Origin of the sequence: Candidatus Mycobacterium wuenschmannii, assembly GCF_030252325.1 — a bacterium.
Lineage (GTDB): Bacteria > Actinomycetota > Actinomycetes > Mycobacteriales > Mycobacteriaceae > Mycobacterium > Mycobacterium wuenschmannii.
This window is the reverse complement of sequence record NZ_CP126981.1, coordinates 2,314,874-2,334,647: the sequence shown is the minus strand read 5'-3', so window position 1 is coordinate 2,334,647 and position 19,774 is coordinate 2,314,874. Positions and strand designations below refer to the sequence as shown.

At 68.9% G+C, this 19,774-nt stretch carries 20 protein-coding genes and 1 pseudogene; 11 read left to right on the top strand and 10 right to left on the bottom strand.

The window, feature by feature from the left end:
• Positions 1-11 precede the first annotated feature (11 nt).
• The 4 genes and pseudogenes from PT015_RS10990 to PT015_RS10975 all read right to left on the bottom strand — a co-directional run bounded on the left by PT015_RS10990 (position 12) and on the right by PT015_RS10975 (position 3,958).
• Positions 12-1,637, bottom strand: a complete 1,626-nt coding sequence (locus PT015_RS10990) for an ABC transporter permease (RefSeq protein ID WP_285190643.1) — start codon at positions 1,635-1,637, stop codon at positions 12-14.
• Positions 1,634-2,532 (bottom strand): annotated as a pseudogene (locus PT015_RS10985) (ATP-binding cassette domain-containing protein). The gene PT015_RS10990 and the pseudogene PT015_RS10985 overlap by 4 nt, the downstream one beginning before the upstream one ends.
• Positions 2,513-3,157 carry a TetR/AcrR family transcriptional regulator gene (locus tag PT015_RS10980; RefSeq protein ID WP_285190642.1) on the bottom strand — a complete coding sequence of 215 codons (645 nt, stop codon included), beginning with the start codon at positions 3,155-3,157 and terminating at the stop codon, positions 2,513-2,515. Before PT015_RS10980 ends, PT015_RS10985 begins: the two are co-directional and overlap by 20 nt.
• A 156-nt stretch (positions 3,158-3,313) precedes the next feature.
• Positions 3,314-3,958 carry an O-methyltransferase gene (locus PT015_RS10975; RefSeq protein WP_285190641.1) on the bottom strand — a complete coding sequence of 215 codons (645 nt, stop codon included), beginning with the start codon at positions 3,956-3,958 and terminating at the stop codon, positions 3,314-3,316.
• A 187-nt stretch (positions 3,959-4,145) separates the two neighbouring features.
• On the opposite strand from PT015_RS10975, the gene sigE reads away from it, so the two are divergent.
• From sigE to tatB, 4 genes are all read left to right on the top strand, one after another.
• Positions 4,146-4,898 carry an RNA polymerase sigma factor SigE gene (gene sigE, locus PT015_RS10970; RefSeq protein WP_285190639.1) on the top strand — a complete coding sequence of 251 codons (753 nt, stop codon included), beginning with the start codon at positions 4,146-4,148 and terminating at the stop codon, positions 4,896-4,898.
• 106 nt (positions 4,899-5,004) lie between these two features.
• On the top strand, positions 5,005-5,442 hold the full coding sequence (gene rseA / locus PT015_RS10965) for an anti-sigma E factor RseA (RefSeq protein WP_285191053.1): 438 nt from the start codon (positions 5,005-5,007) through the stop codon (positions 5,440-5,442).
• Between the two features lie 85 nt (positions 5,443-5,527).
• Positions 5,528-7,027 carry a serine protease HtrA gene (gene htrA / locus PT015_RS10960; RefSeq protein ID WP_285190638.1) on the top strand — a complete coding sequence of 500 codons (1,500 nt, stop codon included), beginning with the start codon at positions 5,528-5,530 and terminating at the stop codon, positions 7,025-7,027.
• Positions 7,027-7,431 (top strand): Sec-independent protein translocase protein TatB, encoded by a 405-nt coding sequence (gene tatB / locus PT015_RS10955; RefSeq protein WP_285190637.1) that lies wholly within the window; start codon positions 7,027-7,029, stop codon positions 7,429-7,431. The genes htrA and tatB overlap by 1 nt, the downstream gene beginning before the upstream one ends.
• 64 nt (positions 7,432-7,495) lie before the next feature.
• On the opposite strand, the gene PT015_RS10950 is transcribed toward tatB, so the two are convergent.
• From PT015_RS10950 to PT015_RS10935, 4 genes are all read right to left on the bottom strand, one after another.
• Positions 7,496-8,626 carry an Mrp/NBP35 family ATP-binding protein gene (locus tag PT015_RS10950; protein WP_285190636.1) on the bottom strand — a complete coding sequence of 377 codons (1,131 nt, stop codon included), beginning with the start codon at positions 8,624-8,626 and terminating at the stop codon, positions 7,496-7,498.
• Between the two features lie 58 nt (positions 8,627-8,684).
• Positions 8,685-10,019 carry a lytic transglycosylase domain-containing protein gene (locus PT015_RS10945; RefSeq protein WP_285191052.1) on the bottom strand — a complete coding sequence of 445 codons (1,335 nt, stop codon included), beginning with the start codon at positions 10,017-10,019 and terminating at the stop codon, positions 8,685-8,687.
• 268 nt (positions 10,020-10,287) lie between these two features.
• On the bottom strand, positions 10,288-10,824 hold the full coding sequence (locus PT015_RS10940) for a DUF1003 domain-containing protein (protein WP_285190634.1): 537 nt from the start codon (positions 10,822-10,824) through the stop codon (positions 10,288-10,290).
• Complete coding sequence (locus PT015_RS10935) at positions 10,821-12,116, bottom strand: magnesium transporter MgtE N-terminal domain-containing protein (RefSeq protein WP_285190633.1); 1,296 nt, start codon at positions 12,114-12,116, stop codon at positions 10,821-10,823. Before PT015_RS10935 ends, PT015_RS10940 begins: the two co-directional genes overlap by 4 nt.
• 23 nt (positions 12,117-12,139) lie before the next feature.
• Here PT015_RS10935 and PT015_RS10930 point away from each other — a divergent pair, with 23 nt between their 5' ends.
• Positions 12,140-13,108, top strand: a complete 969-nt coding sequence (locus tag PT015_RS10930) for an HpcH/HpaI aldolase/citrate lyase family protein (protein ID WP_285190632.1) — start codon at positions 12,140-12,142, stop codon at positions 13,106-13,108.
• On the opposite strand, the gene PT015_RS10925 is transcribed toward PT015_RS10930, so the two are convergent.
• The gene (locus tag PT015_RS10925) at positions 13,105-13,593 is read right to left on the bottom strand and encodes a DUF4190 domain-containing protein (protein WP_285190631.1); all 489 of its coding nucleotides are present in this window, start codon (positions 13,591-13,593) and stop codon (positions 13,105-13,107) included. The two genes, PT015_RS10930 and PT015_RS10925, sit on opposite strands and share 4 nt — an antisense overlap.
• 122 nt (positions 13,594-13,715) lie before the next feature.
• Between PT015_RS10925 and PT015_RS10920 the strand changes: the two genes are divergently transcribed.
• Genes PT015_RS10920 through PT015_RS10895 form a run of 6 tightly spaced genes read left to right on the top strand, consistent with a single transcriptional unit; the run spans position 13,716 to position 19,067 of the window.
• Positions 13,716-14,246, top strand: a complete 531-nt coding sequence (locus PT015_RS10920) for a general stress protein (RefSeq protein ID WP_285190630.1) — start codon at positions 13,716-13,718, stop codon at positions 14,244-14,246.
• A gap of 42 nt (positions 14,247-14,288) precedes the next feature.
• The gene (locus PT015_RS10915) at positions 14,289-15,644 is read left to right on the top strand and encodes an extracellular solute-binding protein (protein WP_285191051.1); all 1,356 of its coding nucleotides are present in this window, start codon (positions 14,289-14,291) and stop codon (positions 15,642-15,644) included.
• Positions 15,641-16,507, top strand: coding sequence for a carbohydrate ABC transporter permease (locus PT015_RS10910; protein WP_285190629.1), 867 nt, complete (start codon positions 15,641-15,643; stop codon positions 16,505-16,507). Before PT015_RS10915 ends, PT015_RS10910 begins: the two co-directional genes overlap by 4 nt.
• Positions 16,497-17,321 carry a carbohydrate ABC transporter permease gene (locus PT015_RS10905; protein ID WP_285190628.1) on the top strand — a complete coding sequence of 275 codons (825 nt, stop codon included), beginning with the start codon at positions 16,497-16,499 and terminating at the stop codon, positions 17,319-17,321. The genes PT015_RS10910 and PT015_RS10905 overlap by 11 nt, the downstream gene beginning before the upstream one ends.
• A gap of 4 nt (positions 17,322-17,325) precedes the next feature.
• On the top strand, positions 17,326-18,486 hold the full coding sequence (locus PT015_RS10900) for an ABC transporter ATP-binding protein (RefSeq protein ID WP_285190627.1): 1,161 nt from the start codon (positions 17,326-17,328) through the stop codon (positions 18,484-18,486).
• Positions 18,483-19,067, top strand: a complete 585-nt coding sequence (locus tag PT015_RS10895; protein ID WP_285190626.1) for a suppressor of fused domain protein — start codon at positions 18,483-18,485, stop codon at positions 19,065-19,067. The genes PT015_RS10900 and PT015_RS10895 overlap by 4 nt, the downstream gene beginning before the upstream one ends.
• Here the strand turns inward: PT015_RS10895 and PT015_RS10890 are convergent.
• Positions 19,064-19,609: an AAA family ATPase gene (locus tag PT015_RS10890; RefSeq protein WP_285190625.1), complete on the bottom strand. Its 546-nt coding sequence runs from the start codon at positions 19,607-19,609 to the stop codon at positions 19,064-19,066. The two genes, PT015_RS10895 and PT015_RS10890, sit on opposite strands and share 4 nt — an antisense overlap.
• Positions 19,610-19,774: the final 165 nt, after the last annotated feature.

Sequence of the window (19,774 nt, the reverse complement as noted above, 5' to 3'; positions counted from 1 at the left end):
GACAGACCTCCTTATGCCTGCACATCGCGGCGGCGGAAGGCCGCCAGGCCGAGCGTGATCAACGCGGCGTCGATCGCGAGCAGCGCCAGCAATGGGACGAGCGTGAAAGTGTCGTGGGCGACAAGCGGAATGTGTGCGAAGGGCTCCAGGTCGAGCACCCACTGCGGGAAGCCGGACAGTTCGCCGATCAGGTAGAGCGATACGAATCCGACCAGTACGCCCCACGCCACCGGGCTGAAGCGCGGCGCCAGCCCGAACAGTGCCACCGCCGCGGCGGCGGGCAACCACACCGCGGGCAGTTGCACCAGCGCGGTGTCGACGACCATCGCCGTCTTGCCACCGACGTCGTGGGCGGCGACGCCGTAGGTCAGCCCCGCGACCAAGCCGCCGAGCACGATCGCCAGGGCCGAGCCGACGACGGCCAGCACCAGATGCCCGGCCAGCCAACGACTTCGGCTCACCGATCCGCTGAGCAGCGTTTCGGCGTGCTGGCCGGTCTCCTCCTGGTGCAGCCGCAGGATCAGCGAGACGGCGAACGCGGCCGCCATCATGCCCAGCATGGTGAACGCGGCGGCGACGAACGCCTGCTCGAGCACCCTGCTGCCACCCATCCGGACGACGATGTCGCGCGCGGCGTCGCCGCCGAGCTCGTCGCCGATCCCGGGCACTATGCTGCCGATCAGCATCCCGTACAGGCAGAGCCCGACCGTCCACAGCACGAGTGCGCCACGGTCCAGCCGCCAGGCCAACCCGAAGGCGTTGCGCAACAACGGTGTTGCGGTGCCGGGCCCGGGGCGCTCGGCGATCAGCCCGGAGCCGACGTCGCGGCGCCCGAGCAACAGGTAGGCCACCGCCGTCAGTGCCGCCGTCAACGCCAGATGCAGCAGCAGCACCCACCAGCGGTCGCCGGCGTACGGGCGGACCTGCAGCGACCAGCCCAGGGGAGACAGCCACGACAGCGCGGGCGATCCGGCGTCGCCGGCGGCTCGCAGCGTGAAAGCCGTTGCCAGCGCTGCAAATGCGGCCCCACGGGCGAATCGTGCGCTGGTGGACAACTGGGCTGTCACCGCGGCGACCGCGGTGAAGACCAGGCCCGAGCAGGCCAGCGCCGCGCCGAATGCCAGCGACCCCGCGGCCGGAACGTTGGTGGCCAGCAGCCCGGCCGCCCCGATCACACCGGTGAGCACCGAACCGCCGAACGACAACAGCAGCGCCGCAGTGAGATTCGCGTAGCGACCGACGGCCGTCGAGTCGAGCAGTTCGGCGCGGCCGGTCTCTTCGTCGGCGCGGGTGTGCCGGATCACGGTGAGAATCACCGCGACGCCGATCAGCAGATGGAACATGCCGGCCTTCCAGATGCCGGTCGCGCCGAGGCTGTCGTTGTAGATGTTGCCGTACAGCGCCCGCTGTGCGGGGCTGGCCATGATCGTTGCGGCGAAGCCGGTGCGGGCCGCCTGGTCGGGGTAGACCTTCTCGATGCCGCCGATGTACACGCTGGCCAGCGGGGTCGACAGCAGTAAGACCCAGAGCGGCAACACGATTCGGTCGCGGCGCAGGTAGAGCCGCAGCATGCCGAGCGTCCCGGTGAAGGCGGATGCGTGCGCGACCGGGGCCGGCCGCTCCAGCACCGCGGTCATGATCGCACCAACTCAGACCCGTAGTGCCGCATGAAGAGCTCCTCCAGCGTCGGCGGCTGGCTGACCAGGCTGCGCACCCCGGTGTCACCGAGCACCCGGATCAGCTCGCCGAGTCCTTCGCTGTCGACATGGGCGTGCAGCACGGTGCCCTCGTAGCTGACGTCCTCGACGCCGCGGATGTGGGTCAGGTCGCCCGGGTCGCGCAGCAGGTCGGCGGTGATCGTCGTGCGGCTGAGGTGGCGCATCGATTCCAGCGTCCCGCTCTCGACGGTGCGTCCGGCGCGGATGATCGTCACCCGCTGACACAGGCGCTCGGTCTCGGCGAGGATGTGGCTGGACAGCAGGACGGTGGCGCCGCGATCGCGGGCCTCGGCCACGCACTGCTGAAAGATGTTTTCCATCAACGGGTCCAGGCCGCTACTCGGCTCGTCCAGCAGCAGCAGCCGGGCCCGTGACGAGAAGGCGGAGATCAGCGACACCTTCTGCCGGTTGCCCTTGGAGTAGGTGCGGGCCTTCTTGTGCGGGTCGAGTTCGAAGCGCTCGATCAGCTCGGCGCGCCGTTGCTCGTCGATGCCGCCGCGCATGCGGGCCAGAGGTCGATGGTCTCGCCGCCGGTGAGGTTCGGCCAGAGCGTGACATCGCCTGGCACATAGGCGATCTGCCGGTGCAGCTCCACCGCGTTGGTCCAGGGGTCGCCACCGAGCAGGCGCACGGTGCCGCTGTCGGCCTTCACCACGCCCAGCAGGACCCGGATCGTCGTCGACTTGCCGGCGCCATTGGGGCCGAGGAAGCCGTGCACCTCGCTCTCGCCGACGGTCAGGTCCAGGCCGTCGAGCGCCCGTGCCTTACCGAAAGCCTTTGTCAGGCCGTGAATCTCAATGGGATGCATCGCCATCTTCTCCTTCTGCTTGAGCCAAAAACGCGTCGTACATGTGGCTGTCGGTCATCAGGCCGTCGGTGTAGATCTCCAGCGCGGGCAACACCATGTCGTCGGCGTAGTCGCGCAGCACGGCCCGCAAATCGGTTGGGGTGTCGTGCATCTGGATGTAGAGCAGAAATCCGCCGCCGCCGGTGACGGCCAGGTACTTGGCCCGGGCCGCGGGGTCGCGGCTGGGTTTGAGGATGCCGCTGCGAACGCCCTCGTCGAGGTAGCTCGCGGCGTTGTCCATCATCGTGCGCCAGAACGTCTTCGCCAGGTCGCCGCCGGCCTGCATGCTGCGCACCAGGTAGGCCATCATCGGCGCGTACTCCTCGATTTCGGCCATCGCGGCGAACCAGGTGGCCGGGTCGCTGGAGTTCATCGCCTCGGACTTGCCGGTGCGGATCTCTTCGGCGACGTGGTCGTCGCAGGCCTTGCGCAATCCGTCCTTCGAGCCGAAGTGGTGGATCACCAGTGCCGCGCTCACCCCGGCCGCCTCGGCGATCGACCGCAACCCGACGCCGAAGCCCTTGTCGCCGAACTGGGCGATCGCCGCGTCGCGGATGCGGGCCGCGGCGGTGAGATCGTCGACTGAACGCATGTTCAAGACACTAAACACTCGTTCAGTGCGACGTCAAGCCTCTAGCCCGAAGCGAACCTGAACGGCGAGGACGACTCTCCCAGTGCCCGGCCGGGCGGGCGTCGGGCCCCGAGCGCCCGACCCGCCGGGCGGCCGACGGGGCCGAAAGGCATGAATTCAGTCGCGGACGGCGGCCAGCAGGCCGTCGCCGAGCGGCACCAGAGCGGGCGTGAGCAGCTCGTTTTCCGCGATCAGCCGGGCCGCCTCGCGCACCGCGGCCACCTCGGCGTCATGCGCCGCGGGATCGCCGGCCCGGCCACCCGCCGCAGCGCCGTGCACCACGATGACGCCGCCGGAGCGCAGCAGCCGCACGCCCTCGACCACGTAGTCGGGCTGGTCGAGAGGATCGGCGTCGATGAACACCAGGTCGTAGGAGTCGTCGGCCAGCCGGGTCAGCACTTCCTGCGCGCGGCCGCTGATCAGCCGGGTCCGCGACGGGCCGATGCTTGCATCGGAGAACGCCTCCTTGGCGATGCGCTGATGCTCGGGCTCGATGTCGATCGTCGTCAGCACGCCGTCGGCGCTCATCCCGGACAGCAGCCACAAGCTGCTCACGCCGGCGCCGGTGCCCACCTCGACGACGGCCTTGCCGCCGCTGAGTTTGGTCAGCAGGCTCAGCAGCGCGCCGACCGCCGGGGTGACCGCGCCGGCGCCGATGTCGTTGGCCCGCTCGCGGGCGGCCAGCAGCACCGAGTCTTCGGAAATCGACCCCTCGGCGTGCGCCGAGAGGGACTCGGCCCGACTCTTTGCTGGTTGCCCCATGGCGTGAGCGTAGGTGCAACGCCCGTCCGGCGTGGTCAGGCGGGTCTGCGACACGCTCAACGAATCGGCGTGATCGAAATGTGATGTTGAGTGTTTAGCCAGCTCAAGGGGTAGATCGGGGCCGTTCTCAGTCAAAGCTCAGTGCGGTCACATACCGCACATACGCCGATAGACGACGGTATCTCCCATGGAGCGTGGAGGCCGCTGGTCCGGGAATACATCCCGCATTCTTCGCGTTGCGCGCGGTGATGAATTGCCCAGCATCGATGGCAATCTGAATCCGGAGGATCTGAACATCACCACACTGATGAGCCCGTCGAGCATGTCGCACCCCGAGCAGTACCGCGACGCCGACTGGGTCGAGCCCGCCGACGAGCCGTACGGCACCGCGGTGTTCGACGCGACCGGTGACAAGACGGCGATGCCGTCCTGGGACGAACTGGTTCGCCAGCACGCCGACCGGGTCTACCGGCTGGCCTACCGCCTCTCCGGTAACCAGCAGGACGCCGAGGACCTCACCCAGGAGACCTTCATCCGGGTGTTCCGGTCGGTGCAGAACTACCAGCCGGGCACCTTCGAGGGCTGGTTGCACCGCATCACCACGAACCTGTTCCTGGACATGGTGCGTCGTCGCACCAAGATCCGGATGGAAGCGCTGCCCGACGACTACGACCGGGTGCCGGCCGACGAGCCCAACCCCGAAGAGATCTACCACGACGCGCATCTGGGTCCTGACCTGCAGGCGGCGCTGGATTCGCTGCCGCCGGAGTTCCGCGCCGCGGTGGTCCTGTGTGACATTGAAGGTCTGTCCTACGAGGAAATCGGTGCCACGCTGGGCGTCAAGCTCGGGACCGTCCGCAGCCGTATCCACCGTGGACGGCAGGCCCTGCGCGACTATCTGGCCGCGCACTCCGAGGACGCCAGCGCCGTCCAGGGCTGACGAGACACGCCGGTTGATCGGCTGTTGAACGGTGTTCGGTATGAGTCAGCGCGCTACATTCGAGATAGTGCCGCGACGCCTGACGCGATACCGAAGGGAGTTGGTGATGGTCGAGCGGGGACATGTGTTCCGCCGGGCCTTCTCCTGGCTCCCCACCCAGTTCGCCTCGCAGAGTGATGCGCCGGTCGGCGCTCCGCGGCAGTTCGGCTCCACCGAGCACCTCTCCATCGAGGCGATTTCGGCCTTCGTCGACGGCGAACTGCGGATGAACGCCCACCTGCGCGCCGCCCACCACATCTCGCTGTGCCCGGACTGCGCCGCGGAGGTCGACGGCCACCGCCGGGCCCGCGCGGCGTTGCGGGACTCCCAGCCGATCCGGGTGCCCAGCACCCTCCTGGGCCTGTTGTCGCAGATTCCGCACTGCCCGCCCGACGACGAGGAAGACATCCCGGGCGCGCCGCAACCGCCCGAGCCCCGCCGACCGCAGACGATGCGCGATCGGTTCTCCGACGGCAGCAGGCGCAACCGCCCCGAGCCTCGGTAGGGTGGTTGTCAGTTTGGCCAAGCCGGTGCGCGGCGCCGTGCTCGAATCCATAGCGCGTGTTTGGTAGCGCTCGGAAGAGGATGACGTGAGCTCCGATCAAGACAACAACGGCGCCCCCCGGCTGGCGCCGCGTCCCGTGTCCCGTCCGCCGGTCGACGCGGCAACCGGTCAGGCCTTCGGGCGGCCCGACGGCGTGCACGGCTCGTTCGTCGCCGAGCGGGTGCGGCCGTCTAAGTATCGCGACACCGGCGAGTTCACCCCGAGCGCCGAGCCGAAGGATCCGGTGCTGACCGAAGCCTTCGGTCGTCCGTTCCCCGGGGCTGACTCCCTGCAGCGCCACCCCGCCGATGCGGGCGCGCTCGACGACGACAAGCTCAAGGACGACGAGGATCCCGAAGACCCGTGGCGCGATCCGGGTGCCGCCGCCGCGCTGGGCGAACCCGCGGTGGTGCGCGACGGCGCGCAGGGCCCGGAGGTGTCTCACGACAGACTCGGCGTGCGCGACGTGCTGTTCGGCGGACGGGTGTCCTACTGGGCGCTGGCGGTGCTTGCCGTGCTGTCGCTGCTGATCGGCGTGGTCGGCGGTGTGGTGGGCCGCAAGACGGCCGAGGTGGTCGAGGCGTTCACCACCTCGAAGGTGACCCTGTCGACGAACGGCAACACCGAGTCCCCGGCGGGCCGGTTCGCGAAAGTGGCTGCGGCGGTTGCTGATTCGGTGGTCACGATTCAGTCGGTCAGCGACCAGGAGGGCATGCAGGGCTCCGGCTTCGTGGTCGACGGCCGTGGCTACATCGTCACCAACAACCACGTCATCTCCGAAGCGGCGAACAACCCGAGCCAGTTCAAGACCACCGTGGTGTTCAACGACGGTAAGGAAGTTCCCGCCCACCTGGTCGGCCGCGACCCCAAGACCGACCTGGCCGTGCTCAAGGTCGACAACGTCAACAACCTCTCGGTCGCCAAGCTCGGCGACTCGGACAAGGTTCGCGTCGGCGACGAGGTGCTGGCCGCCGGTGCGCCGCTGGGCCTGCGCAGCACCGTCACGCACGGCATCATCAGCGCGCTGCACCGCCCGATTCCGTTGTCGGGTGAGGGATCTGACACCGACACCGTGATCGACGGTGTGCAGACCGATGCCTCGATCAACCACGGAAACTCCGGTGGCCCGCTGATCGACATGGACTCTCAGGTCATCGGCATCAACACCGCCGGCAAGTCGCTGTCCGACAGTGCCAGCGGCCTCGGCTTCGCGATTCCGGTCAACGAGGCCAAAGTCGTTGCGCAGACGCTGATCAAGGACGGCAAGATCGTGCACCCGACGCTGGGACTGAGCGCACGCTCGGTGAGCAACGCCGTCGCGCAGGGCGCACAGGTCGCCAACGTCAAGGCCGGCGGCCCCGCCGAAAAGGGCGGCATCAAGGAGAACGACGTGGTGGTCAAGGTCGGCAACCGCGGCGTGGCCGATGCCGACGAGTTCGTTGTCGCGGTGCGGCAGTTGACCGTTGGGCAACCCGCGCCGGTCGAGGTGGTCCGCGACGGCCGGCACGTCACGCTGACGGTGACCCCGGGGCCGGACGGCGGCTAGTGTTCGCCAACGTCGGCTGGGGCGAGATCCTGGTTCTGATCGTGGTCGGCCTGGTCGTCCTGGGACCCGAACGCCTGCCCGGCGCGATCCGCTGGACGTCGACGTCCCTGCGGCAGGCCCGCGACTACCTGAGCGGCATGACGACGCAACTGCGCGAGGACATGGGCCCGGAGTTCGACAACCTGCGCGAGCCGCTGTCGGAGTTGCAGAAGCTGCGCGGCATGACGCCGCGGGCCGCACTCACCAAGCATCTGCTCGACGGCGACGACTCGCTGTTTCGCAGTTTCGAGCAACCGCCCATGACGCCGCTGGCACCCGAAGCGCCTGCGCCGCAACCGATGATGACGCCGCAGAAGATTCAGCCCGCGGCGGGCCCGGCGCCGTTCGACACCGACGCCACCTAGTCCGGCGACGATGCAGAGCGCAGCGATGAGGAGGAGTCGGACAAAGTCGCCTAGTCTGGCGAGCTCAGCGGCGGCTGGTGTCCAATCCCAGTGACATGCCGGCCAATCCACGCCGCCGCGCCGACAGCGTATCGGCGACCTTGCCCAGTTCCTTGCCGACGGGGGAGTCGGGGGCGCTGAGCACCACCGGCACCCCGGCGTCGCCGGCGGCGACCAGTGCCGGGTCCAATGGGATCTGCCCGAGCAGCGGGACGTCGGCACCCATTGTGCGAGTGAGCCTTTCGGCGACCTGAGCACCGCCGCCCGCGCCGAACACCTGCATCGTCGACCCGTCCGGCAGCAGCAGCCCGGACATGTTCTCCACCACGCCGATCACGCGTTGCTTGGTCTGCAAAGCGATGCTGCCGGCTCGCTCGGCGACCTCGGCCGCGGCGAGTTGTGGCGTTGTGACGACGATGATTTCGGCGTTCGGGATCAGCTGGGCAACCGAGATCGCGATGTCGCCGGTGCCCGGCGGCAGGTCGAGCAGCAGCACGTCCAGGTCGCCCCAATAGACATCGGCCAGGAACTGTTGCAGCGCCCGGTGCAGCATCGGCCCGCGCCACACGACCGGGGTGTTCTCCTGGGTGAACTGGGCGATCGAGATGACCTTCACCTCGTGCGCGATCGGCGGCAGGATCATCGACTCGACCTGGGTGGGCCGGTCGGTGGTGCCCATCATGCGCGGGATGGAGTGGCCGTGGATGTCGGCGTCGAGCAGGCCGACCGACACCCCGCGCGCGGCCATCGCCGCCGCCAGGTTGACCGTCACGGTCGATTTGCCGACGCCGCCCTTGCCGGAGGCGATCGCGTAGACCCGGGTCAGCGAACCCGGCTGGGCGAACGGGATGACCGGCTCGCGGGAGTCGCCGCGCAACTGCTTGCGCAGTTCGGTGCGCTGCTCGTCGTTCATCACGTCGAGGCTGACCTTGACGGCCGCGGTGCCCGGCACGTCGGCGACGGCCTGGCGCACCCGCTCGCTGATCTCGTCCTTCTTCGGGCACGCGCCGGTGGTCAGGTAGATCTCGACATGCACGTCGCCGCCGTCGCCCACCTCGATTCCCTTGACCATTCCGAGTTCGGTGATGGGACGGCGCAGTTCGGGATCGATCACCTTGGCCAGCGCGGCGCGAATGTTCGTAGTCGGATCAGACATCAGCGCCGAGTCTAATGCGGCGCCGGTGGGAGGGTGAAACGGCAGGTCAGGCAGTTGCCTAGGGGCCGTTACCGGGGGCGGGCACGACCGGCGCGGCCGGCGGCACCGCGGCGGCCGGCGCCGGAGCCGCAGCAACGGCGGGAACGGGGCCGACGGGCAGCGCCGCGGCGGGCGGCGGAACCTGTTGCGGCGGAAGGAAAGCCGGGGCGCCGAACGGCGGCGGCATCAACCCGATCGGGGCCTGCGGCGCCAAGGCGTCCGGCACCGGCGCGTTGATCTGGGCGGGACCCGGCGCCTGCTGGCCGATGCAGATCACCGTGCAGGACGGGCCGAGACCGGCCGGGCCTTGCGCCGACCACGGCTGGCCGTTACCGGGGTTGCCGCTCAGGTCGATCAACGGCATTCGCGACATCGGGTCCGCCGTAGACAGTCCGTGCATGTTCAGCGGCAGGTTGGGGCCGAGGCCCTCGGCGGCGTGCTCGAGGTGGGCGTCGCCCAGCGGCGGCGGCGCCCCGGTCAGCGGCGGCAGGTCGACCGGCACCACCCCGGTGGCGTAGGCCGCGGCCCAGCCCAGCACGTTCTGCGCATACGGCATCGAGTTGTTGTAGCGCAGGATCGCCGAGAGCACCTGCTGCTGGTCGCGCAGATTCAGGCCGCCGCTGCACAGATAGCGGGCCGCCGCGAGCGTCGCGTCGTACAGGTTCTGCGGGTCGGCGGTGCCGTCGCCGTCGCCGTCGGAGGCGTAGTGCGCCCACGTGCCCGGCAGGAACTGCATCGGGCCCATCGCGCGGGCGTAAGACACCCGGCCGGGGGCGCTGCTCTGCACGATCACCTCGTTGCCGGGCAGCGTCCCGTCCAGCGACGGCCCGTAGATCGGCCGGACCGCAGTGCCCTTGGCGTCGGTGGCGCCGCCGTTGGCGTGGCTCGACTCGATGCGGCCGATGCCGGCCAGCAGGTTCCAGCTGATGCCGCAGTTCGGGTCGGAGGTGGCCATCATCCGCTCGGCGTTGCGGTACGCGGTTAGGGCCATGTTCGGAATGCCGAGCGTGCCCGGCGTGCTCACGACGAGGCTCGGCGGCGGCGCCGACAGGGCCGACTCGGCGATGTGGAAGCCGGTCTTCGGGTGCAGGGCCGCGATCACCAGCGGGCCGGTCGGGTCGGTGGAGGCCCGCGCGACCGCGGCGACCGGGGTGACGGCGGCGTCCCGGACGGTCGCCTTGGTCAGCGGGAAGGGCGGCGCGCCGGCGCCGTCGACGCTCACGTAGACCAGGCAGGCGATCATTGCGACGCCGAAGGCGGGCGACTTCGCGCCGCGGCTCAGGGTTTGCTGGACAGCCGTGGTGGCGGTCTCCGCGGCGTCGGCAAGGATGTCGTAGGCGTCCAGGATGCGCATCGCGTCAGCCGCGTTGTACACCGCGTCGCCGATTGCGGTAGCCGTATTGCCCACTGCCGCAGGCAGTTTCGGGGCCTTCGGCAAATGCGGGGCACGCGGCTGCAGCTTTGCAAGGGCCGAGCGTAAGCCCATGCGTCCCCCTACTCGGACTCGGCGTGCCTGGGCTCGAAAGCCTAGTGAACTAGGTCACCATACATAACACCGGTGACTGCAGTGACAACAATGGCGGACTCACTGCCTGTGAAAACGCCGTGTTCGGACGGCCGTGTCAATTAGACGACGCGGCCCGTCGCTCGGCCTCGTCCCCGGCGTCGTCCGGGGTGCCGTGCCGCTGCTCCAGCAGCAGCTCGCGCAGGTCTTCCAGCTCGCGGCGCAGCGACTCTCGGGTCTTTGCCACGTCGCCGATCGCCAGTCGCAGCGCGGCCAGCTCGCGGGCCAGATATTCGGTGTCGGCCTTGGTTTCCTCGGCGCGTCGGCGGTCCTGCTCCAAGGCCACCCGGTCGCGGTTCTCCTGCCGGTTCTGGGCCAACAGGATCAGCGGGGCGGCGTAGGCGGCCTGGGTGGAGAAGGCCAAGTTGAGCAGGATGAACGGGTAAGGGTCCCACTGCATGCTGACCGCGAAGACGTTCAGCAGGATCCATGCGATCACCACGATGGTCTGGATCAGCAGATAGCTGCCGGTGCCGAAGAAGCGGGCGATCGACTCGGTGAAGTTGCCGACGGCCTCGGCGTCCAGCCGCGGCGCCGACAGCCGCGAGATGCGTGGGGTGTACAGCCGTGACCGCGGCGCGGACGACTTGCTCATGCCGAGCCTCCCGCCGCGTCGAGCGCCGGCTCCTCGGTGGTGTCGCGCCAGTCATGCGGCAGCAGGTGATCGAGCACGTCGTCAACCGTGACCGCGCCCAGCAGGTGGTGCTGGGCGTCCACCACCGGGCCGCAGACCAGGTTGTACGCGGCGAAGTACCGGGTCAGCATCGGCAGCGACGTGTCGGGCTCCAGCCACGGCAGGTCGGCGTCGACGATCCCGCCGACCAGCATCGACGGCGGTTCGCGCAGTAGCCGCTGCAGCGCCACACAGCCCAGGTACTGCCCGGTCGGGGTGGCCGTCGGCGGGCGGACCACCAGCACCAGCGACGACAGCGCCGGCGTCAGGTCGGGGTCGCGGACCCGGGCCAGCGCCTCGGCGACCGAGGTGTCCGGCGTCAACACCACCGGTTCGGGCGTCATCAACCCGCCGGCGGTGTCGGGCGAGTGCTTCAGCAGCCGTCGCACCGGGTCGGACTCCTCGGGGTCCATCTGCCGCAGCAGCCGCTCGGCCAGCGTCGGCGTCATCGTGCCCAGCAGGTCGGCGGCGTCGTCGGGGTCCATCTCCTCGAGCACGTCGGCTGCCCGCTCGTCGCCCAGTTGCATCAGCAACTCGGCCTGCTCCTCCTCGGGCAGCTCCTGCAGGATGTCGGCCAGCCGGTCGTTGTCGAGCGCCGAGACCACCTCGTGCCGCCGCTTGGGCGGCAGCTCGCGCACCGCGTCGGCCACCTCGATCGGCCGCCACTTCTCGAACTGATGCAGCAGTTGCGCGACGCCCTGGCCGGGCATCGCCAGCGCCGACGGGGTCAGACCCTGGACGTTGCGCCAGCCGACGATGTGGGTGCTGCTGCGCCGGCCGAGCCGACGCGGCACCCGCACCGAGACCCGGGTGGCCATCCAGTCCCGGGTCCGGGTCTGCTCCAAGCCGAGGTCGGTGACGACGACGTCGGTGTCGGCGAGCTCGGGGAGTTCGGGGTCGTTGACCCGCACCTTGGTGTCGATGATCTGGCCCAGCACCAGCACCTCGCCGGGCCGCTGCTGGAAGCGCAGCATCGAGACGTTGTTGGTGATCAGCGTCACCGCGTTCGGCTCGATCGCGGACACTCGCAGGATCGGCACGAAAATTCTTCGGCGCGAAGCCATTTCGACGACGAGTCCCAACACCCGCGGTTGCTGGCGCACGATGCTGATGCTGACGACGACGTCGCGAACCCGACCGAGGGCCTCGCCCATCGGGCCCAGCACCTGCATTCGCGCCAGGCGCGCGGCGTACACCCTGTTGATCGAGGCCATAGGTCAAAGGGTAGGAGTGAAGCGTGACGAACGCGTACCGCCCCCGCCGCACGTGCCTGTCCGTGCCGGGGAGTAGCCAGAAGATGATCGACAAGTCCAAAGGTCTTCCGGCCGACGAGGTCTTTCTCGATCTGGAGGACGCCGTCGCCGCCGACGCCAAGGCGGAGGCCCGCGGCCGGGTAGCCGCCGCGCTCGCCGCGCCCGGGTGGGCCGGGCAGCTGCGCGGGGTGCGGGTCAACGACTGGACGACGCCGTGGACGCACGCCGACATCATCGAGGTGGTCTCCGCCGTCGGCGCCGCGCCCGACGCCCGGCTCGACGTGGTGGTGCTGCCGAAAGTGTCTGACGTGTCGCATGTTCACGCGCTCGACCTGCTGCTCACCCAGTTGGAGACGACCCACGGGTTGCCGGTCGGCGAGATCGGCATCGACGCGCAGATCGAGGACGCCCAGGGGCTGATGAACATCAACGCGATCGCCGCGGTGCCGCGGGTGCATGCCCTGGTGCTCGGGCCGGCCGACCTGATGGCCAGCCTGAACACCCGCACGCTGGTGGTCGGCGAGCAGCCCGAGGGCTATACCGAGGGCGACGCCTACCACCACGTGTTGATGACGATCCTGGTCGCGGCGCGGGCGCACGGAAAGGCGGCCGTCGACGGCCCTTACCTGAAAGTGCGTGACACCGAAGCCTTCCGGCGGGTGGCGGGCCGCTCGGCGGCGCTGGGCTACGACGGCAAGTGGGTGCTGCACCCCGACCAGATCGCGGCGGGCAACGAGATCTTCAGCCCGCGGCAGGCCGATTACGATCACGCCGAGCTGATCCTCGAGGCCTACGAGTGGCACACCTCGGCGGCCGGGGGCAATCGCGGAGCGGTGATGCTCGGCGACGAGATGCTCGACGAGGCCAGTCGCAAGATGGCGTTGGTGATCGCCGCCAAGGGCCGCGCCGCGGGTATGCAGCGCCAGGGCGAGACGTTCCAGCCGCCGAGCTAGACGACCCCGAACATCGGCGCGTGCATCATCGCCGCCGCGTACATCACCATGAAGAACAGCAGCAGCGCCGCGGTGCCGGCGCCGATCACGATCCCGGCGATCGCGAGCCCGCGACCTTGCTGGCCGGTGCGCTTGATCTGGTTGAGCGCGACGCCGCCCAGGACTGCGCCGACCACCGGGATCACCCAGCCGATGTAGCAGAAGATGGCCAGCGGGATGCCGAACACGACGCCGAGGATCGACGTGATCAGCGAGGCGATCGCCATCCCATTGGTTTGCGGCGGATAGGGCTGATACGGGTTGTACGGGTTCGAATACATCGGCGGCGTCGGGGGATAGCCGTATGGCGGCGGCTGTCCGGGTGGTGGGCCGGGGTAGTACTCGGGATAGTTGACCGGCTCCCGCGGATCGACCGGCGGGTGCTGGTACTGCTGCCATGGGCCCGGCTGATCGCGGTAGGGGTCGCCGCCACCCGGAGCTGTCATGCGTTCAACCTAGTCGCGGATCGCGTTGATCCTGCACATACGGCGTCGGCCACTCGCACTTCTGCGCCCCGGACGCAGACTCGATCGCCTGAATCGCCCCCGACGGAGCAGAATGGGCAAACATGAGCAGCCCTTTTCAGCCTGGACAGCTTCCCGGTGCCGCGCCCGGCGCCCCGGCCGGGAGCCGGCGCGCTCCCGGCCTGCCGACGCCGCCGAAAGGCTGGCCGGTCGGGTCGTATCCCACCTACGCGGAGGCGCAGCGCGCCGTCGACTATTTGTCTGACCAGCAGTTCCCGGTCCAGCAAGTCACCATCGTGGGCGTCGACCTGATGCAGGTCGAGCGGGTGACGGGCCGGCTGACCTGGCCGAAGGTGCTGGGCGGCGGTGTGATCAGCGGCGCGTGGCTGGGCCTGTTCATCGGCCTGATGCTCACCCTGCTGTTCTCCAACCCGCACCCCTTGGAGGCGCTGACGACGGGCCTGGTCGCCGGGGTGTTCTTCGGCCTGATCACCTCCGCGATCCCGTACTCGCTGGCCCGCGGCACCCGCGACTTCAGCTCAACGCAGCAGCTGGTGGCCGGCCGCTACGACGTGCTCTGCGACCCCCAGAACGCCGAACAGGCCCGGGATCTGCTGGCCCGGTTGGCCATCTAGGTCGTGCGTCGCAGGCTGGGCGCACTCGCGCTGGCGGCGTCGATGGCCGCGTCGTTGACATCGGGCTGCGCCGCGAGCGGCGAGGGGCTGGTGATCAGCCTCTACACCCCGGCCGGCGACGGTGCGACGTTCAGCGCGCTGGCCAAGCGCTGCAGCGACGAATTTCACGACCGGTTCGTGGTGCGGCAATTCAGCCTGCCCCGCGCCACCGACGACCAGCGCATCCAGCTCGCCCGCCGGCTCAGCGCGCACGACCGCACCGTCGACATCATCGCGATGGACGTGATCTGGACGGCCGAGTTCGCCGAAGCGGGCTGGGTCGTGCCGCTGGTCGACGATCCCGCGCGTCGCGCCGAGACTGACGCCACCACCGACACGCTGCCGGGACCGCTGGCGACCGCGACGTGGCGGCACCGGCTGTTCGGTGCGCCCGTCACGACGAACACCCAATTACTCTGGTACCGGCCGGATTTGATGAGCGAGCCGCCGACGACCTGGGACGCCATGATCGGCGAGGCCACCCGGCTGCACGCCGGCGGCGGGCCGAGCTGGATCGGCGTGCAGGCCAACCAGAACGAGTCCGTTGTGGTGTGGTTCAACACCCTGCTGGAAAGTGCTGGGGGACAGGTGCTTTCCGATGACAGCCGAACCGTCACACTCACCGACACCCCCGAACACCGGGCCGCGACCGTCCGGGCACTGCGGATCATGAAGTCGGTGGCCGACGCGCCGGGCGCCGACCCGTCGGTGACCCGCAGCGACGCGGGCTCCGCGCGGTTGGCGTTCGAACAGGGCAAATCCGCCCTCGAGGTCAACTGGCCCTACGCGCTGGCCTCGATGCTGGAGAACGCGGTGAAAGGCGGCGTGCCGTTCCTGCCGCTGAACCGCCGTCCGGACCTGGCGGGCAGTGTCGACAACGTCGGCTCGTTCGCCCCCACCGAGCAGCAGTTCCGCGACGCATATGACGCCAGCAGAAGGGTTTTCGGCTTCGCGCCGTATCCGCGGGTGCAGCCGGGCCAACCGGCCAAGGTGACGATCGGCGGGCTCAACCTCGCGGTGTCGTCGACCAGCCGGCACCGGGCCGAGGCGTTCGAGGCGATCCGGTGCCTGCGCAGCCCGGCGGGCGAGAAGTTCGTCTCGCTGCACGGAGGGCTGCCCGCCGTCCGCGCGTCGCTGTACGCCGACCCGCAGTTCCAAGCGAAATACCCGATGTACGAGATCATCCGACAGCAACTCTCCGACCCAGCGGTCCGGCTCGCGACGCCGGCCTACCAGTCGGTGTCGACGCGGATCGCCGCGACGCTGGCCCCGATCACCCGGATCGATCCGGAGCGGACGGCCGACGAGTTGGCCGTCCAGGTGCGAAAGGCCATCGACGGCAAGGGTTTACTGCCGTGAAAACCGAACGAAGATTGGCGTTCGTCCTCGTCGCGCCCGCGGCGTTGCTGATGCTGGCCGTCACCGCGTATCCGATCGGCTACGCGGTCTGGCTGAGCCTGCAGCACAACAACCTCGCCACCCCGAACGAGACGCGCTTCATCGGCCTGGCCAACTACCAGACGATCCTCACCGACCGCTATTGGTGGACGGCCCTGGCGGTGACGCTCGCGATCACGGTGGCGTCGGTGACCATCGAGTTCGTGCTCGGTCTGGCGCTGGCACTGGCGATGCACCGCACGCTGATCGGCAAGGGTTTGGTGCGCACGGCGGTACTGATTCCCTACGGCATCGTGACGGTGGTCGCGTCCTACAGCTGGTTCTACGCGTGGACGCCGGGCACCGGATACCTGGCCAACCTGTTACCACAGGGCAGTGCGCCTCTGACACATCAGGTTTCGTCGCTGGGTGTGGTGGTGATCGCCGAGGTGTGGAAGACAACGCCGTTCATGTCGCTGCTGTTGCTGGCCGGGCTGGCCATCGTGCCGGCTGATCTGCTGAGGGCCGCCGAGGTGGACGGCGCCGGCGCGTGGCGGCGGCTCACCAAAGTCACGCTGCCGCTGATCAAGCCGGCGATCCTGGTGGCGTTGCTGTTTCGCACGCTGGACGCGTTCCGGATCTTCGACAACATCTACGTGCTGACCGGCGGCACCGGCAACACCGGATCGGTGTCGGTGCTGGGCTACGACAATCTGTTCAAGGGGTTCAATGTCGGCCTCGGCTCGGCGATTTCGGTGCTGATCTTCTGCTGCGTCACGCTGATCGCGCTGGTGTTCGTCAAGGTGTTCGGCGCGGCGGCACCGGGTGGTGGCGATGGGCGCTAGGCGGGCCGCTGGCTGGGTGATCGTCGACGCGTTGGTGCTGACCTACGCGCTGGTTCCGGTGCTGTGGATATTCAGCCTCTCGCTCAAGCCGACGTCAATGGTCAAGGACGGCAGGCTGATTCCGGCGCGGGTGACGTTCGACAACTATCGCGGCATCTTTCGCGGCAACTACTTCAGCTCGGCGCTGGTCAACTCGGTCGGCATCGGCGTGCTCACCACGGTGATCGCCGTCGTGATCGGGGCGATGGCGGCCTACGCGGTGGCGCGGCTGGACTTCCCCGGCAAGCGGGCGTTGATCGGTGCGGTGCTGCTGATCTCGATGTTCCCGGCGATCTCGTTGGTTACCCCGCTGTTCAACATCGAGCGCCGCATCGGGCTGTTCGACACCTGGCCCGGGCTGATCATCCCGTACATCACCTTCGCGCTGCCGCTGTCGATCTACACGCTGTCGGCGTTCTTCCGGGAGATCCCGTGGGACCTCGAGCGGGCCGCGAAGATGGACGGCGCGCCGCCGGCCCAGGCGTTCCGCAGGGTGATCGCGCCGCTAGCCGCGCCCGGCATCGTGACGACGGCGATCCTGGTCTTCATCTTCGCCTGGAACGACCTGTTGTTGGCCTTGTCGCTGACCGCCACCAAAGCCGCGGTCACCGCGCCGGTGGCGATCGCGAACTTCACCGGCAGTTCGCAATTCGAGGAGCCGACCGGCTCGATCGCGGCGGGCGCCATGGTGATCACGGTGCCGATTATCGTGTTTGTTCTAGTCTTCCAACGACGGATCGTCGCGGGATTGACGTCCGGTGCGGTGAAGGGATAGCGCGATGGCCGAGATCGTCTTGGACCGGGTGACCAAGAGTTACCCCGACGGCGCGCTGGCCGTGCAGGAGTTCAGCCTCACCATCGCCGACGGCGAGTTCATCATCCTGGTCGGCCCGTCCGGCTGCGGAAAGTCGACGACGCTGAATATGATTGCCGGTCTTGAGGATATCTCGTCGGGGGAGCTGCGCATCGGCGGTGACCGGGTCAACGACAAGGCCCCCAAGGACCGTGACATCGCGATGGTGTTCCAGTCGTATGCGCTCTACCCGCACATGACGGTCCGCCAGAACATCGCCTTCCCGCTCACCCTGGCGAAGATGAAGAAGGCCGACATCGCCAAGAAGGTCGAGGACACCGCGAAGATCCTCGACCTGACCGAGGTGCTGGATCGCAAACCCGCGCAGCTGTCCGGCGGGCAGCGTCAGCGCGTCGCGATGGGGCGTGCGATTGTGCGGCAGCCCAAGGCTTTTCTGATGGACGAGCCGCTGTCCAACCTCGACGCGAAACTGCGTGTGCAGATGCGCGGCGAGATTGCCCGACTGCAGCGCCGGCTCGGCACCACCACCGTCTACGTCACCCACGACCAGACCGAGGCCATGACGCTGGGCGACCGCGTCGTGGTGATGCGCGGCGGCGTGGTGCAGCAGATCGGCACGCCCGACGAGTTGTACGAACGTCCCGCGAACCTGTTCGTCGCGGGCTTCATCGGCTCGCCGGCGATGAACTTCTTTCCCGCGACGACGACCTCCACCGGCCTGCGCCTGCCCTTCGGCGAGGTGACACTGACCCAACCCGTCCTCGACACGCTCGCCGAGGCGCCGGAGAACGTCATCGTCGGCGTGCGCCCGGAACACTTGCACGACGCGGCGTTGATCGACGGTTACCAGCGCATCAGCGCGCTGACCTTCGAGGTCAAGGTCGACATGGTCGAGTCGCTGGGCGCGGACAAGTACGTCTACTTCACCACCGACGGCGCGGCGGTACACGCCGAGCAACTGTCCGACCTGGAGGACGAATCCGGTTCGGGAGAGCATGAATTCGTCGCCCGTGTGCCGTCCGCGTCGAAAGCCGCGAAGGGCGCGACGCTGGAATTGGCGTTCGACACCGCCCAGCTCGCCGTCTTCGATCCCGACACCGGGGTGAATCTGACGGTCGCCACGTGAGCCCCTCGGTCCGGGAGCATCTCGATACGCACTTCGGCAGCGAGCCGGACATCGCCAGCGTGACGTTCCTGGGTGCCGAGCCGATCGACGTACTGCGCTACCGGCCGGGCGCCGATGGGGTCGTGAGTTACGTGTCGCTGGGCTGCTCACGGCACCCGATGGTCGACCCGACCGCGATGATCGCCGACCCCGAACTCGGCCCGTGCGCCGAAGTCGTTCTGCGACTGCGCAATACCGAGGCCATCACCGGGCTGGCCCGCAGCCTGGCGATCGTCGCGGCGTCGCCCGCGGTCGAGGGCGTGGTGTTGATGCCCGACGGGCTGGTTGATCTCAGCGGGCCGCTGTGGTCGCATCCCACGGCCCGCGTGCCGTTCACGGCGGTGTTGTTGGGCGACAGCGAGATTGCCGAGTTGCCGCTGGACCCGCCGCGTGACCCGGTGCGCTTTCTGGCCGCCACGCCGATCACCGCGACGGAAGCGGCCTGGGTCCGGCTCAAGGGCGCCGACGCGATGCGCGAGGCATGGCGGGCCGACGGTGTCGACGTGCTCGACCCGAATCGCCCGGCCGCCCAGCCGAATTAGCTCTCGGGGCCGATCTGGTAATCCCGGCTCGACAGCGCCGTGCGGATGCGCTCGGCGGTGATGTCGGGGGTGTCCGCCGTCGTGTCGATCACGTTCCGCTCATAGGCGCCTAGGTCTGCGAACTGCGCGTACATCGACCCAATCGGAACCGGGTCAGTGAGGGCGTCGTCGCCGCGCGCCAGCGCACGCCGCACAGTGGTCTCCTCGTCTGGGCGCAGGACCAGATAGTCAACTGCGAGATTCGCTTCGGCGCAGAATGTCTCGATGAACCACGGGCCGATCACACCGTCCACGATCACGGAGTAGCCGCCCGCGGCGTAGGTGGCCGCGGCCCGCGCCAGCGCGGTGACGACGACGCGATTCTGCTCATGTGCCTCCGCGCGATACGGGGGGATGGCGCCCCGGCGCAAGAAGTGCCAGAAGTCGTCCGCGTGCAGATGCACTGACGGCGAGTAGCTTTCGGCCAGAATTGCGGCGACCGTCGACTTGCCGGCGCCGGGCGGACCGGTCAGCACGACCATCCGGCCATCAACGCCCGTCATCCGTCCAGCTCCTTCCTGCAGAAACCCCGCTACGTCAGGCCCGCCGCGTCAGCACCCGCGCGCCGACCGACTACCGAGTTGCCCGCCTTCGAGCGAAATCCGCCACCAAATTCGCTGTGAGGTGGGCACTTCGGTGGTCGAAATTTTCGACAGCCAACGGCGCCA

Bases quoted from the DNA above. Each gene is read 5' to 3' on its own strand.
- PT015_RS10925 (WP_285190631.1), bottom strand. From the start codon at position 13,593: ATGACAGCTCCGGGTGGCGGCGACCCCTACCGCGATCAGCCGGGCCCA.
- PT015_RS10915 (WP_285191051.1), top strand. From the start codon at position 14,289: ATGGCCGCGTCGTTGACATCGGGCTGCGCCGCGAGCGGCGAGGGGCTG.
- sigE (WP_285190639.1), top strand. From the start codon at position 4,146: ATGGAGCGTGGAGGCCGCTGGTCCGGGAATACATCCCGCATTCTTCGC.
- PT015_RS10890 (WP_285190625.1), bottom strand. From the start codon at position 19,609: ATGACGGGCGTTGATGGCCGGATGGTCGTGCTGACCGGTCCGCCCGGC.
- PT015_RS10940 (WP_285190634.1), bottom strand. From the start codon at position 10,824: ATGAGCAAGTCGTCCGCGCCGCGGTCACGGCTGTACACCCCACGCATC.
- PT015_RS10980 (WP_285190642.1), bottom strand. From the start codon at position 3,157: ATGCGTTCAGTCGACGATCTCACCGCCGCGGCCCGCATCCGCGACGCG.
- PT015_RS10905 (WP_285190628.1), top strand. From the start codon at position 16,497: ATGGGCGCTAGGCGGGCCGCTGGCTGGGTGATCGTCGACGCGTTGGTG.
- PT015_RS10990 (WP_285190643.1), bottom strand. From the start codon at position 1,637: ATGACCGCGGTGCTGGAGCGGCCGGCCCCGGTCGCGCACGCATCCGCC.
- PT015_RS10900 (WP_285190627.1), top strand. From the start codon at position 17,326: ATGGCCGAGATCGTCTTGGACCGGGTGACCAAGAGTTACCCCGACGGC.
- PT015_RS10945 (WP_285191052.1), bottom strand. From the start codon at position 10,019: ATGCGCATCCTGGACGCCTACGACATCCTTGCCGACGCCGCGGAGACC.
- PT015_RS10950 (WP_285190636.1), bottom strand. From the start codon at position 8,626: ATGTCTGATCCGACTACGAACATTCGCGCCGCGCTGGCCAAGGTGATC.
- PT015_RS10935 (WP_285190633.1), bottom strand. From the start codon at position 12,116: ATGGCCTCGATCAACAGGGTGTACGCCGCGCGCCTGGCGCGAATGCAG.
- PT015_RS10920 (WP_285190630.1), top strand. From the start codon at position 13,716: ATGAGCAGCCCTTTTCAGCCTGGACAGCTTCCCGGTGCCGCGCCCGGC.
- rseA (WP_285191053.1), top strand. From the start codon at position 5,005: ATGGTCGAGCGGGGACATGTGTTCCGCCGGGCCTTCTCCTGGCTCCCC.
- PT015_RS10975 (WP_285190641.1), bottom strand. From the start codon at position 3,958: ATGGGGCAACCAGCAAAGAGTCGGGCCGAGTCCCTCTCGGCGCACGCC.